Genomic DNA, 13,286 nt, shown 5'->3' on the forward strand with positions numbered 1-13,286 from the left:
GGGCCGAACCGGCCGAACCGCTCATCACGTGCCTCCCGTTCCGCCCCGTACCGGTCCCTCGGGGCGGGGGCAACTCCCACCGGCGGGTGAGGTGTTGCCCCATTGCCTCATCAGTACCAGAGGCCCCGGGGCCGCTTGCCGGTCTCGGGCGTGCCGAAACCCGTCGATGGAAGGAGGCGGGGTCGTACGGGGGACGCCGGGCCGTCGCGGTTGTGCGCCGGGGACAGGGGGCCGGGTGCGCACTCCACATCAGTGTTCACGCGGCGTGTTCACGGGAATACTGTCAGTGACATTCGGTGCGGGGGGATCGCGGAACACCGACGGAATGCGACGCAGGACCGTGGAGGGACAACCTTTCGCGACCGTACCCAACCATGCCACTGACGACTGTGCCGGGCCGGCGCGCGATCCGCCGGCCTCGCACGCAGACCTCGCTGCGCCCCGCCCGTCTCGGACCGCTTGTCCGTCCTCGGTGACGGGCTGCCGTCCCCGGTGAAGGGCTGCCGGAACCAACGCAACTGGCTCCGGCAGCACCTCGCTTCACCCAAGGCCGGTCGACGACCCGCCCCGGGCCACGGCGCACGAGCGTACCCGGGTTCGGGCCCCGGCGTGCCGTGGCGCACCGTCATCCGCCCGTGCCGACGGCCGAAACCGGCACGCGGTGTGGCGACCGGACGAACCACTGCTTCACCGAAGGAGAACACGTATGAGTACGCCCCCTTCCGTTCCACGCCGGGTGGCCCTGGTCAACGGCGGATTCGAGGAGCCCGGTGTCGGGTCGATGGAGTTCCTGAACGACGCCTCGCAGACGCAGGACCCCGGGCGGGTGCCCGGCTGGCTCACCACGGCGCCCGACCACAAGATCGAAGTCTGGCGTGACGGCTACCTGGGCGTCCCGTCCGCGGAAGGGTCGCAGTTCGCCGAACTGAACGCGAACGACGAATCCACCCTCTACCAGGACCTGCCCACGACGCCGGGGACGAAGCTGTACTGGCGCCTGTACCACCGCGGGCGCGGCGGCGAGGACACCATGGCGCTGGACATCGGCGCGCCGGGCTCCCAGACCGAGCAGCGGACCATCACCGACGGGAACACGGCCTGGGGCCACTACACGGGTACGTACACCGTCCCCGCCGGCCAGACGCTGACCCGCTTCGCGTTCCGGTCGGTGTCGGCATCCGGGGGAGACCCCACGGTCGGCAACTTCCTGGACGGGGTGTTCTTCGGGACCGCTCCCCACGTCGAACTGTCCAAGACGGCCGCCCCCGCCGGACGGGCCGAGGTCGGCGACACCCTCACGTACAGGATCACCGCCCGGAACCAGGGCGGTGGCGGGGCCGAGAACCTCACCGTCACCGACGTGATCCCCGAGGGCACCAGCTACGTCCCCGGCTCGCTGTACATCGTCTCCGGACCGAACGCCGGGCCCAAGAGCGACGAGACCGGCGACGACCAGGCCCACTACGACCCGGACACCGGCCAGGTCGTCTTCCGCCTCGGCGACGGCGCCACGGCCGACCGGGGCGGCAGCCTGGCCAACACCGAGATCCTGCCCGAGGGCAGCACGGTGGAGTACCGGGTCACCGTCGACCGGTCGGCGGGCGGCACGCGGATCACCAACACCGCCACCGCCACCTACGAGAACCGGCTCGGGGAGACCCCCGAGCCCCTGACCGCCACCAGCGAGCCGCAGATCACCGACGTCGAACCGGCCGCCGACCTGAACGTCACCAAGGCCGCCGACGCCACGACGGTGAGCGTCGGGCAGACCGTGACGTACCGCATCACCATCGGGAACGCCGGCCCCAACACGGCCACCGGCGTCACCGTCACCGACGAACTCCCCGAAGGGCTCACCTTCCTGTCCGCCGACACCACCTCGGGCTCCTACGACCCCGCCGCCGGCGTGTGGTCGGCCGGAGAGCTGGACGACGGCGCCACCGCCACCCTCACCCTGCGCGCCAAGGCGACCCGGGCCGGCCAGATCGTCAACACGGCCGCCGTGACCGCCGACGAGACGCCGCTCGACACCGCCGACGACACCGACACCGTCACGATCTGCGTCGAGCCCGCCCCCGTGTGCTGCGACCCCTGCGCACCGCAGTAACCACCCGGTCCTCGAACCGGGCGCCGCCGGACTCCTCGACCCCGGCGCCTCCGCACCCGGCACCCCACAGACCCGCTGCCGCCGGCACCTGCCCCGGCCGGCCGCAGCGGCCCAGGGGCGGGGGCCAGGGACCGCAGCCCTGGCCCCCGCCCCGCCCCACGGTCCGGGACGCGCGTGCGGCCCCGATTCCCGGCCCACGGCTCGGACCGGCCCGGTACGCGCGTCGCCGCCCGGGACGCGCGTCGCCGCCCGGGAAGGGCCGGCCGACGATCCGACCGCTGGTCCACGGTGTACCGCGCCTCGCCCGGACGGTCTCATGTCCGGCGCGTTCCCGAAGGCGGCCGAAGGACCGGGTCTAGTGTCGAGGGCGCGCAGGAGACGACGCACGGTCCTGTGCCCCGTGCCGTCCCGACGCGTCTCGTCCCGACCCCTCCCGACCGTCTCGCCGCCGTCCCCAGGGAGCGTGTGCAGCTTGGCCCGGAACCGTCGTCTGATTCTGAGCAGCCCCCCGAGGTCTGGAGCCTGCTGTCCGACGGGCACCGCTACGGCGAATGGGTGACCGGCACTCAACAGGTCCTCGCCGCGGATCCGCACTGGCCCCAGGTGGGTGCCCGGCTGCGCGTCCGTGTCGGTGCGGGTCGGCTGGTCGTCGACGACACCTGCGTCGTCCGGATCTGCGAGCCGGAGCGGCGCCTGGAACTGGAGGCGAGAGCCGAACCCTTCGGCGCGGCCCGCATCGCGATGAAGCTGGTGCCCTGGGGCGATGCCACGCTCTTCATCCTCGACTGGCACGCGCTGCGGGGGCCGGGCGTCCGGATGCACGGCCTGCCCGTGGACTACCTCGTCGGGATCCGCAACGGCATGATGCTGACCAAGCTGGCCCGGATCGCGGTCCGGGAGCACCGCCGCGCGCTCGGAGGGGCCACGCCGTGACACGTTCGACCGACGCCGGCGGAAACCGAACGCGTCATCAGGGGTGAATGGGTACGAACCGCCTACGCTTCGACGAGCGCCCACCGGTCCGGCGGGCGGACGGTGCCGCGCCCCGCGCGAACACGCCTGGTGTCGTGCCCCCTGTCCGAACCCGCCCGGCCCGGCGCGACGGACCCGTTGCCGCCCGCCCTCAGCGAGGAGACCTCGTGCATCACCCCGTCATCGCCGGAATCGACGGCACGCCGGACAGCCTGCTCGCGGCCGGCTGGGCAGCCGGTGAGGCCCGCCGCCTGGGCGCGCCGCTCCTGCTGCTGCACGGACACGATCCGTCCTTCCTCGCCGACGCCGAGACCGAACGCCGGGCCGGCGAGCAGGCCCTCGCGGGCGCCCTGGCCTGGGTGCGCGAGCACTACGACGGCGTCGAGGCCGGTGCCGAGCTGGTCGATCAGCCCGCCGCCGACCTGCTGACGGAGCGGGGCGACGGGGCCCGGATGATCGTCGTCGGATCCCGCCGACCGGGACCGGTGACCGGCTTCCTCCTCGGGTCGGTCGGCCTGCGCGTCATGAGCCGGGCCGCCTGCCCCGTGGTGCTGATCCGGGGCGGCGAGGCCGCCGGGCGTGCGCGGAAGGGCGAGGTCGTGGCAGGCGTCCCCGAGGCGGATCAGGAGGCGGAGGCGGTCCTGGACTTCGCCTTCCGGACGGCGGACGCGCACGGCGTTCCGCTGCGGGCGGCGCGGGCGTGGGACCTGCCCGCCATGTTCACGAACCGGTCGGGCGTCCTGGGCCTCTCCCACAGGCCCGCCGAACTGGAGGAGGAGCACCGCCGGGCACTGCTCACCCTCCTGAAGCCGTGGCGCCGGCGCTATCCCTCCGTCACCGTGACCGCACACACGCAGGTGGGGTTCGCCGCCGAGATGCTGGTCTCCCTGGCCGCGGGCGCCCAGCTCCTGGTGGTCGGGCGCAGCAGCGAGGGCAGCCGGTACGTGGGGCACGTCGTCCACTCGGTACTCCATTTCGCCAACGCCCCGGTCGCCGTCGTCCCCACGAGGGAGACAGCGGCCGACTGAGGCTGCTTCGGGGGAGGACGTCCCCGGGCGCTTTGCGGTGTGCGTGGTCAGCGGCCCGTGGCCGGGGCGGGCGCCGGGTCGCAGCCCGGCGGGGGATCAGCGCCGACCCGGCGGAGCTGATGATGATCAATCGATTCTGAGGTCAGGTGCTCACCCGCTCCTCCAGGCGGACGGTCACGGTGTCCCCTTCCTCCTTGCCGATCGCCTTGCGCACGTCCGCCTTCACCGGCAGTTTGTGCGTGCCGTCCCCCAGGGCCATGAACGAACTCTGGAACGGATGGCCGTCGATCGTGCCCCGGACCTTCACGAGGCCGCGCGTACCGAAGAACTCAACCGATTCGGGCCACACGACGTAGGTCCAGCCGCCCTTGTTCGGGCTCTTCTGCAGGGTCGCGGTGAACTGCTTGTCCATCACGGATACCTCCGGTTCAGGAGCTGTCGACGAGGATGTCCTACTCCTCCCCGTTCCTCCGCTTCTTTGACGTTCACCAGGTAAGACGGAGCCGGGCGGGGAAACTCATCGCGGAGGTCGGGTTCGACTCCGCGGACGCCTCGGGCGGCTCATGGCGGGTGAATTCGGCAACGGCGCGGACGTCCTGCTCATCACACGGAAGTGACCGATGAAGGAAGGAGTACATCCGGGTTGCGAGTCGGCGACGGACCGCTCGGAAGGATGCCTTCCGGACGACCGTGGGGGCATGCCCGATCATGACGACGCGCGGTCCTCGGCCTCCGACAGAGCGGACGCGTTCAGCGGAGGCTGTCTGCTGCTGCTCGTCCTGGTGGCGGACGGGGCGGCAGCCCTGTTGGTTGCCGTCGTGCTCGCCGTTCGGGGGCTGCACGGGATGGGCACCGGCTCAGGGCGGACGGCTGCCGGCGTGGCGTCGCAGGACTGGGCTCCGGTGCTGGGTTTCGGTGCGCTGTCCCTGGTGGTCGGCGTAACGGCCGTCGTACTTCTGCGAGTTGAGCACCACGTGATCGGTGTGGTGCAGATGATGTGCTGCGTCCTTGTGGCACTCGTCGCGCTGGCGTCCTGGCCGTGATCCACGTGCGGTCACGACAGCCCGTGAAGCGCCGGGTCCGGACGGTGCCGGCCCTTTCCCTGGTCGGGGAAGGGCCGGCACGAGGCGGTCGGCGGTGTCGCGGCCGTCTTCTCGAACGTCGAGTCGAGGAGCCTCGCCGAGGGCGACGCCGAAGCCTACGCGCCGTCAGGCCGAGGCTCCGCTGTCGATGACCAGGTCGGCGCCGACCGCCGCGCCGGCCGCGGGTGAGGCGAGATAGAGCACCGCCGCCGCCACCTCTTCGGCTTCCGCGACCCGGCCGAGCGGATTCTCCGTCTTCACGCGCTCGGCACGGTCGGCCTCGGTCTCGCCGGGCCGCAGCGACATGGGGGCGGCGGAGGCGCCGGGGCTGACCGCGTTGATGCGGATCCCCTGGTGGATGTGGTCGAGGGCGGCGGCGCGGGTGAGCGCGGAGACCGCCGCCTTCGAGGTGATGTACGCGGCCAGGTTCGGGACGCGCAGGTGCGCGCCCAGGTTGGAGGAGATGTTGACGATGGCGCCGCCACCGTTTCCCTTCATGTATGCGATCTCGTGCTTCATGGCCAGCCAGACACCGGTGACATTGGTGCGCAGCACCGCGTCCCAGTCCTCTTCGCTCACCTCACCGACGGGTGCGGTGCCGCGGAGTATTCCGGCGTTGTTGACCGCGATGTCCAGTCCACCGAAGCGGGTCACGCTCGCGCGTACGAGGTCCTGGAGCCGGCCCGAGTCGGTGACATCGGCGGTTATGGCGGCGGCCGTGCCGCCAGTGGCCTCGATGAGACCGACCGTTTCGTCCAGGGAGGCCGCGGTGCGCCCCGCGGCCACCACGGATGCGCCCTCGGTGGCGAAGGCGAGCGCGATGGCGCGGCCGAGACCGGAGCCCGCGCCGGTGACGAGGACGGTCCTGCCGGTGAAGCGGTTCATGGGGGTGGCTCCCTTGAGTGATGGAATACGCGGTGCGGTGGGGTGCGGTGGGAGGGGAAGGCGTCCCGCGGCACGGCCAGGGCGGCGAGCGTGAAGATCAGTGCGGTCTGGACGCTGCCGAGGAGGACGAAGGCGCATCGCTGCCGCACGGCGGCGACGCTGGCAGCGCCAGGGGCGGTCTTGCCGGTCTCCTGATATTTGACCGATCGGTTCATTATTCGGGTATGCGGAAGCGGGCCCGGTGGATTCGGTGGATGTGGGTCAGTCCAGCAGGGCCAGGGCCTGTTCGGCCGCGTCCCGTACCCGTGCGGGATCGATCGACGCCTTGCCGACGATCCGTACCCCTTGCAGCAGGACGAGCAGCATCCGGGCCAGCGCACGCGGATCGCGTTCCTCCGGCAACTCGCCCTGGGCCTGGGCCCGCAGGAGCGCGGAGTGCAGCAGGGTCTCCACGTGCTCCCAGCTGATCTCGACCCGGCGGGCCGCCGCGGGATCGTGGGGCGCCAGCTCGGCCGCGGTGTTGGTGACGAAACAGCCGTTCAGCCGGCCCTCCGGGGCGGCGGCCTCCGCGGCGAAACGGCGCACCACCGCCCGCACGGCAGGCAACGCGGGGCCTGGCTGCGACAGCTCGGCAAGGAGTCCCGGGTCGCGCGTCTCGGCGTACCAATCCATCGCTTTCAGGTACAGCTCGTGCTTGCTGCCGAAGGCCGCGTAGATGCTGGCGCGGCCGATGCCGAGGTGCTCGACGAGATCCGCCATTGACGTCGCTTCGTAGCCCCGCCGCCAGAACAGCTCAAGGGCCGACTGCAGCGCGGCGTCCGGATCGAATTCCTTGGTCCTGGCCACGTCGAAGACCCTAGGGCTATCTAGAACGATCGGTCAATAACGCGCATCGCGGCGGCTGTTGGTGCTCATGAGCCCCCGGCCGCCGGTCGGCGACGCCGGGGGCTCGTGAGCCGTCGGCGCGTCTGACGGGCGGTCGGGTAGAACAGCGCGCTTCCCTTGTTGTAATACGCCACAGAATTCCTCTCCGTGAGATGTGGGGCAGTACCTCTCGGCCTGAGATCCGATGTGATATCGGTCGAGAGGGCCTGAACGGTCGTTGGGGATATTTCGGGGCGGATTCGCTCGGATGGAGAACAAAACCAACGTGAAATGAATTTCTGCTCATACGTGGACCTGGTATGTGACCGATTCTGTAAGCTGCGGACCTCGCCCAAAGTCGGGGGACTCCATGGAGGGGCGGAATCTGATCGGTCCGAGTATTCGGGCGCCCATGCGGGCGGTTTCTGCTCGCCATTTCTTTCGGGTCGTCCCGGAGGGCGGCCGCCGCCCCGGAGGAGTGCCCCGGGGATTCGCGGTGCCCCGAGCGCCGAGCGAAAGGACAGGTGTTCGCGCTGCTCGGGCAGGGGTTGCGCCCACATTGACGTCTTTCGTCGGTCGTTCGTTCGTTTCTGTATTCGTTCGGGGGTGTTGGCGTTGTTGTTCAGCGGTTGCCCTGCCTGCCGCGTGATGATCGACCACGGTTCGGGTGGTTCGGCCGTTGATGTGGAAGCGGCGGACTCTTTTCTTTCTGCCGGAGCATGTCGGTTCACGGATTCGGGATGTGGTCGCGGGCGCTTGCGCACTCGTTCTCGTGCGCCTGCCCGTGCGGGGCCGGATTGTGTCCGGTGGCCGGAGGCGGAGGGTGCGTCGCCCCGTTCCCCCGACCTGAAGGCGCTTTTCACGATCGCAGGAGGAGCACGTATGCACCTGATTCCCTCGGAGCAGGAGAAGCTGCTGCTGAGTGTCGCCGGGATGCTGGCCAGCTACCGCAAGGAACGCGGGATCAAGCTGAACTATCCCGAGGCGGTGGCCTACATCAGCTGCTGGGTCATCGAGGAGGCCCGGGCGGGCAACTACACCGTCGATCAGATGATGAGCGACGCCGACGTCCCGCCGGACGAGCGGAAGGGGGACACCCAGGGCAGGGGCGAGAGCGTCCTCACGACGGCCGACGTCATGGACGGGGTGGCCGACATGCTCGACATCCTCCAGGTCGAGGCGACCTTCCCCGACGGCCGCAAACTCGTCACGCTCTACGACCCGATCCGCGCCCCGAAGGCCGCGCCGGCCCCTGCCCCGATCCTCTGAGGACGTACCGATGCCCTACTTCCAGCCCTTGGCGCCGCATCCGACGACGCCCGCGCAGCTCGTGTGCCCCGGCCCGGCGCACTGCGGTCACAAGCCCGGAAACCGGCCGCCCTCCGGTCTGGACCCGAGCGAGACCGGCGACTTCTCCCGCCACAGGGTCGGGGAGGTGTGGGTGAAGGACCCGGACGCGGAGATCGAGCTCAACTCGCTGTGCGCCAGGGCGACCGTCTACGTGGTCAACGTCGGAGACCGCGACATCCAGATCGGTTCGCACTTCCACCTGGCGGACGTCAACGAGGACCTGCTGTTCTTCACCGACCTGGACTCCGCCACGCAGGCAGAGGCCGTTCTCACGGACCCCGGCCTGGTGCGGGACGCGCAGATCGCGGCGGCCAGGGCGCTGGCGTACGACCGGTCCAAGACACCGGGCAAGGCCCCCTGGGGGTACCGCCTCGATGTGGCTCCGGGCGACTCGAAGCGGTTCAGCCCCGAGAACGCGCCCAGCGAAGCCGTCGACATCGTGGCCATCCGCAACAGACGGCGCGTTCCCGGCCTGCGCAAGGACAAGTCGGCCGCCGACGTCGAACTCGGCTGACCGGATGCCGAACACCACTGTGGAGGAAACCGAGTAATGGCGAGCATCACCCGCGCGCAGTACGCGAAGTCCTACGGGCCGACCGTGGGCGACCAGATCCGCCTGGGCGACACCAACTTGTGGATCGAGGTCACCGAGGACCTGACCTTCGGCGGTGACGAGGCGATCTTCGGCGGCGGGAAGACCATCCGCGAGTCGATGCTGCAGGGGACGACCACGAGCGCGCAGGGCGCCCCCGACACCGTCATCACCAACGTGGTCGTCCTCGATGTCGGACCGGCCGTGGAGCGGGAGAACAACCACGCCGTCGTGCGCGCCGACGTCGGCATCAAGGGCGGCAGGATCGTCGCGGTCGGGAAGGCGGGGAACAGCGATGTCATGGACGGGGTCACCCCGGGACTGGAGATCGGCCCCTCCACGGATGTGATCTCCGGTGAGGGCAAGATCCTCACGGCCGGTGCCGTCGACACCCATGTGCACTTCATCTCCCCCTCGGCCGTCTGGGAGGCCCTGTCCACCGGGACGACGACGCTGATCGGCGGAGGTGTGGGCCCCTCGGAGGGGTCCAAGGCGACCACGGTGACGCCCGGTCCGCAGCATCTGGTGAACCTGCACCGCAGCTTCGACGGTCTGCCCGTCAACGTCATGCTGCTCGGCAAGGGCAACACCGTCAGCAAGGAGGGCCTGGACGAACAGGCCCTGGCGGGGGCCGGCGGTTTCAAGATTCACGAGGACTGGGGTGCCACGCCCGCAGCGCTGGACGCCGCGCTGAAGGCGGGGCACGAATGGGGCCTGCAGGTCACCCTGCACGCCGACTCCCTCAACGAGTCGGGCTTCGTCGAAACCACCCTCGACGCCATCGGCGGGCGCGGCATCCACGTCTTCCACGCCGAGGGCGCCGGCGGCGGGCACGCCCCCGACATCCTGAAGGTGGCCGCCGAGCGGAACGTCCTGCCCGCGTCGACGAACCCCACACTGCCGTACACGGTGAACACGGTGGCCGAACACATCGACATGCTGGCCTCCGCCCACCACCTCGACCTCAGCAACAAGAACGACCAGGCGTTCGCCGACTCCCGTATCCGCTCGACGACCATGTTCGCCGAGGACGTGCTGCACGACATGGGCGCCATGTCCATCACCTCCTCCGACGCCCAGGCCATGGGCCGGATCGGTGAAGTGGTGACCCGCACCTGGCAGGTCGCGCACGTCATGAAGGAGTGGAGCCACACGACCTTCGAGGACGCGAACTTCTTCTACGGGCCCGACCGCGGGCCGGGCGACAACGCCCGCGCGCTGCGCTTCGTCGCCAAGTACACGGTCAACCCCGCGATCGCCCACGGCATCGACGACCATGTCGGCTGGGTGAGGACGGGAAGGCTGGCGGACCTGGTGCTGTGGGACCCGAGGTTCTTCGCCGTGCGGCCGGAAGTGGTCATCAAGGGCGGCGCCATCGTGGTCGGCAACCTCGGTGACCCCAACGGCTCGGTCTCCACGCCGCAGCCCACGCTCCTGCGCCCGGCGATGGCCGCCGCGATCGCCCCTCATCTGTCGTACTCGTTCGTCTCGGACAAGGTCCTCAACCCGCCCGCCGGCAGCGACCCGTACAGCGGCGTCAGGGGGAAGGGCGTGTTCGGGGACTCCCTGGAGGCCACCCTCGGCCTGCGCCGTGAACTGAAGGGCGCCAAGCCCGTCAAGGACATCGGGAAGCGGCACATGGTCTTCAACGACGCGCGGCACGGCATCGACATCGACCCGAGCACGTTCAAGATCGCGGTGGAGATCCAGGGAGTCGACCCGGACCGTCACGGCCTCACCCGGCACAAGAGCCTCACCGACCACTGGTACCTCGACCAGCCGAAGCCTCCCAGGAGCCTGCCGCTCACCCAGCGCTACCTGCTGTTCTGAGAGGCCACCGTGAGCACATCTCCGCTCCTGCTCGCCCTGCTGGGCGACGCCCGTCTCCCGTCCGGCGGGCATACGCAGTCCGCCGGCCTGGAGCCCGCGCTGAAGGCGGGCACGGCGCCCGCCGACGTACCCGCCTATCTGCGTACCCGCCTGCGCACCGTCACCCGGGTGGAGGCGGGGACCGCGGTCGTCGCGCGTGCGGTCGCGGCGAGCGGCGGCGATCTCGCCGAGGTCGAGGCCGCCTGGGCCGCCCGGACCCCCAGCCCGGCGCTGAGGGCCACCGCACGGCGCCTGGGGCGCGGATACCTCCGCGTCCTGCACGCCTTGTGGCCCGGCCCCCTCGACACCCGGGCACGTACCTGGTCCCGCCCGGTCGTCCTCGGCCTGCTCGCGTACCGCGCCGGCATGGAACCGGCAGACGTGGCGCGCCTCGTGGGCTACGACGACGCCCAGACCGTCACAGCGGCGCTGCTCAAACTCGAACCGCGCGATCCGCTGGTCATCACCGCTTGGGTGAACGAACTCCTCCCCGGCATCGAGGACTTGGCCGCACAGGTCGCTCCTCTCCGCCTCCCCGAACAGATTCCCGCCCACGGCGCACCCCTCATCGAACGCTGGGCCGAGACCCACGACACCACCACCGAAAGGCTCTTCAGTGCCTGAGAACCCCGTTCCCGCACGCGCCATGCGCCTGGGCGTCGCCGGCCCCGTCGGCACCGGCAAGAGTTCGCTCATCGCGACCCTGTGCCAAGCGCTCTCCGGCGAAATGAGCCTGGGCGTCATCACCAACGACATCTACACCGACGAGGACGCACGCTTCCTCAGGAGTGCCGGCGTCCTCGACCCCGCACGCATCCGCCCGGTCGAGACGGGCGCCTGCCCGCATACGGCGATCCGCGACGACGTGACGGCCAACCTGCTGGCTGCCGAGGACCTGGAGGCGGAGTTCGCCCCCCTGGACCTCGTCGTCATCGAATCCGGTGGTGACAATCTGACCGCGACCTTTTCCCCCGCGCTCGTCGACGCCCAGCTGTTCGTCCTGGACGTCGCCGGCGGCGGCGATGTCGTCCGCAAGGGCGGCCCCGGCATCGCCCGCGCCGACCTGCTCGTGATCAACAAGACCGATCTGGGCGAGCACGTGGGGGTGGACGTGGGGCGCATGACCCGTGAGGGCCGCGAAGCCCGGCAGGGATCCCCGGTGATCGCCCTCTCCCGGCACGACGAGGCATCCGTCCGGCTCCTGACCGGCTGGGTCCGCGACGCCCTCGCCCGCTACCGCACAGGCCGTCACACCCCGGTCGATCCCGGCCCCATGGCACCGCACCTCCACACCGCCCCGAACACCGAGCAGACCCCCGCGCATCCTCACACCGGCACCACCCCGCATGCCCACGACCCGGCGCCCGCGGGACAGGGCGCGTGACCGTCCCCACCCGCCTCGGCATCGCCCGTACCGGCGACCGCTGCCGCGTCCACCACACACCCGGGCACCTGACGGCACGGATCATGGACCGGAACGCCCGCGGTGCCCGGGTCGGTCTCCTCGCCACGCGGGCGCTGCTGCTGGCCGGCGACGACGTCCGCATCGAAGTCGACGTCGCTCCGGGCACTTGGCTGGACATCGTGGAGACCACCGGAACGGTCGCCTACGGAGGCGACGCCCCCTCGTCCTGGGCGCTCGACGCGACGGTGGGTGACGGGGCGGTGCTGACCTGGGCAGGCAAGCCGTTCGTCGTCTCGGACGGGATCACCACCCGCCGGGACACCCGCATCAGGCTGCACGGCACCGGCAGGATCCTCATGCAGGAGAAGATCGTCCTGGGGCGTGCCGGGCAGACCGGCGGGGACCTGACCACGACCCTGAACGCGACCGACGACACCGGCCCGGTCCAGGTGGAACACCTGGACCTCGGCGCACAGGCCCGCACCATGCCCGGCATCCTCGGAAACCTCCGCTCCATGGACACGGTCACCGCCCTGGGCTGGACACCCCCGCCGCCCGCCGGGCCACAAGCCGGCACCACCGGCCACGGCGAGACGTACTTCCCGCTGGACCGGGCCGGTGCCCTGCTGCGCTGGATCGGGATCGGCCGGTTCCGCGACCGCCTGTGCGACCCCACCTTCGCCGCGTGGCAGAAGGTGGCCATGAACCCTGACCCGGCTGCCGCACCTGGAAGCCGCGCGGTCGGCTCCGACAGCGCGCCCGTGACGGCCGGTCCGGTGGCCGAACCAGCTTGACCGGCGCCGGGTCGCCGGCGGTCTTTTTTGTGCGTCTTGGCCGACCGGTGTGATTCCTGTGCAATTACCGGAACTCCGGGTCTCCTTCAGCCCTCCCGCCAGTGGCGGGATAAAGCTGGATGAAGGAGGTCGGGAACCAAGTCGCTGAAGTTCGAGGCTTCTCGATGGAATGCCCGGCCATTCCCCGGGTGTCGTGCGACGCACTGCCCGTGCCGGCCTCTTCTTCACTCCTGGGCGGCAGGCATGCGGCTGACGTGCGGGTGGGTGCTGGCCCGCGCGGTCCTGGCGATCACGATGTCGGGCGCGGTGGCGACCGGCGGCCTGGAGCTGTATCCGGC

Annotated in this window: 12 protein-coding genes and 1 pseudogene; 10 read left to right on the plus strand and 3 right to left on the minus strand. The window is 70.7% G+C overall.

Features of this window, described 5'->3' with window-relative positions; all coding sequences use genetic code 11:
• Positions 1-706: 706 nt before the first annotated feature.
• The 3 genes and pseudogenes from ACWCXC_RS16150 to ACWCXC_RS16160 all read left to right on the plus strand — a co-directional run bounded on the left by ACWCXC_RS16150 (position 707) and on the right by ACWCXC_RS16160 (position 4,107).
• Entirely contained in the window at positions 707-2,107 is a 1,401-nt protein-coding gene (locus tag ACWCXC_RS16150) for a DUF7507 domain-containing protein (protein ID WP_450889289.1), read from the plus strand.
• Positions 2,108-2,579: 472 nt separating this feature from the next.
• Positions 2,580-3,040 (plus strand): annotated as a pseudogene (locus ACWCXC_RS16155) (SRPBCC family protein).
• Between the two features lie 206 nt (positions 3,041-3,246).
• Positions 3,247-4,107, plus strand: coding sequence for a universal stress protein (locus ACWCXC_RS16160; protein WP_450889291.1), 861 nt, complete (start codon positions 3,247-3,249; stop codon positions 4,105-4,107).
• 142 nt (positions 4,108-4,249) lie between these two features.
• On the opposite strand, the gene ACWCXC_RS16165 is transcribed toward ACWCXC_RS16160, so the two are convergent.
• Positions 4,250-4,519: a DUF1905 domain-containing protein gene (locus ACWCXC_RS16165; protein WP_450683197.1), complete on the minus strand. Its 270-nt coding sequence runs from the start codon at positions 4,517-4,519 to the stop codon at positions 4,250-4,252.
• Positions 4,520-4,805: 286 nt separating this feature from the next.
• On the opposite strand from ACWCXC_RS16165, the gene ACWCXC_RS16170 reads away from it, so the two are divergent.
• Complete coding sequence (locus ACWCXC_RS16170; RefSeq protein ID WP_450889293.1) at positions 4,806-5,150, plus strand: inner-membrane translocator; 345 nt, start codon at positions 4,806-4,808, stop codon at positions 5,148-5,150.
• A gap of 165 nt (positions 5,151-5,315) precedes the next feature.
• Here the strand turns inward: ACWCXC_RS16170 and ACWCXC_RS16175 are convergent, their stop codons facing one another.
• Positions 5,316-6,074: an SDR family NAD(P)-dependent oxidoreductase gene (locus ACWCXC_RS16175; protein WP_450683199.1), complete on the minus strand. Its 759-nt coding sequence runs from the start codon at positions 6,072-6,074 to the stop codon at positions 5,316-5,318.
• Between the two features lie 261 nt (positions 6,075-6,335).
• Positions 6,336-6,920 (minus strand): TetR/AcrR family transcriptional regulator, encoded by a 585-nt coding sequence (locus tag ACWCXC_RS16180; RefSeq protein ID WP_450889296.1) that lies wholly within the window; start codon positions 6,918-6,920, stop codon positions 6,336-6,338.
• A gap of 900 nt (positions 6,921-7,820) precedes the next feature.
• On the opposite strand from ACWCXC_RS16180, the gene ureA reads away from it, so the two are divergent.
• From ureA to ACWCXC_RS16210, 6 genes are read left to right on the plus strand one after another with little or no spacing between them, the layout of a single operon-like run.
• Positions 7,821-8,207: an urease subunit gamma gene (gene ureA, locus ACWCXC_RS16185; RefSeq protein ID WP_450889298.1), complete on the plus strand. Its 387-nt coding sequence runs from the start codon at positions 7,821-7,823 to the stop codon at positions 8,205-8,207.
• 10 nt (positions 8,208-8,217) lie between these two features.
• Positions 8,218-8,802 (plus strand): urease subunit beta, encoded by a 585-nt coding sequence (locus ACWCXC_RS16190; protein WP_450889300.1) that lies wholly within the window; start codon positions 8,218-8,220, stop codon positions 8,800-8,802.
• A 36-nt stretch (positions 8,803-8,838) separates the two neighbouring features.
• On the plus strand, positions 8,839-10,710 hold the full coding sequence (ureC, locus tag ACWCXC_RS16195) for an urease subunit alpha (protein WP_450889302.1): 1,872 nt from the start codon (positions 8,839-8,841) through the stop codon (positions 10,708-10,710).
• A gap of 9 nt (positions 10,711-10,719) precedes the next feature.
• Complete coding sequence (locus ACWCXC_RS16200) at positions 10,720-11,373, plus strand: urease accessory protein UreF (protein ID WP_450889304.1); 654 nt, start codon at positions 10,720-10,722, stop codon at positions 11,371-11,373.
• Positions 11,374-11,395: 22 nt separating this feature from the next.
• Complete coding sequence (gene ureG / locus ACWCXC_RS16205) at positions 11,396-12,133, plus strand: urease accessory protein UreG (protein WP_450889344.1); 738 nt, start codon at positions 11,396-11,398, stop codon at positions 12,131-12,133.
• Positions 12,130-12,948, plus strand: coding sequence for an urease accessory protein UreD (locus tag ACWCXC_RS16210; protein ID WP_450889306.1), 819 nt, complete (start codon positions 12,130-12,132; stop codon positions 12,946-12,948). The genes ureG and ACWCXC_RS16210 overlap by 4 nt, the downstream gene beginning before the upstream one ends.
• Positions 12,949-13,286: the final 338 nt, after the last annotated feature.

Source organism: Streptomyces sp. NPDC001515 (genome assembly GCF_053597115.1).

What these genes read in the sequence shown, in the direction of transcription:
- ureC (WP_450889302.1), top strand. Translation starts at nt 8,839, where the DNA reads ATGGCGAGCATCACCCGCGCGCAGTACGCGAAGTCCTACGGGCCGACC.
- ACWCXC_RS16150 (WP_450889289.1), top strand. Translation starts at nt 707, where the DNA reads ATGAGTACGCCCCCTTCCGTTCCACGCCGGGTGGCCCTGGTCAACGGC.
- ACWCXC_RS16190 (WP_450889300.1), top strand. Translation starts at nt 8,218, where the DNA reads ATGCCCTACTTCCAGCCCTTGGCGCCGCATCCGACGACGCCCGCGCAG.
- ACWCXC_RS16165 (WP_450683197.1), bottom strand. Translation starts at nt 4,519, where the DNA reads ATGGACAAGCAGTTCACCGCGACCCTGCAGAAGAGCCCGAACAAGGGC.
- ureA (WP_450889298.1), top strand. Translation starts at nt 7,821, where the DNA reads ATGCACCTGATTCCCTCGGAGCAGGAGAAGCTGCTGCTGAGTGTCGCC.
- ACWCXC_RS16175 (WP_450683199.1), bottom strand. Translation starts at nt 6,074, where the DNA reads ATGAACCGCTTCACCGGCAGGACCGTCCTCGTCACCGGCGCGGGCTCC.
- ACWCXC_RS16170 (WP_450889293.1), top strand. Translation starts at nt 4,806, where the DNA reads ATGCCCGATCATGACGACGCGCGGTCCTCGGCCTCCGACAGAGCGGAC.
- ureG (WP_450889344.1), top strand. Translation starts at nt 11,396, where the DNA reads ATGCGCCTGGGCGTCGCCGGCCCCGTCGGCACCGGCAAGAGTTCGCTC.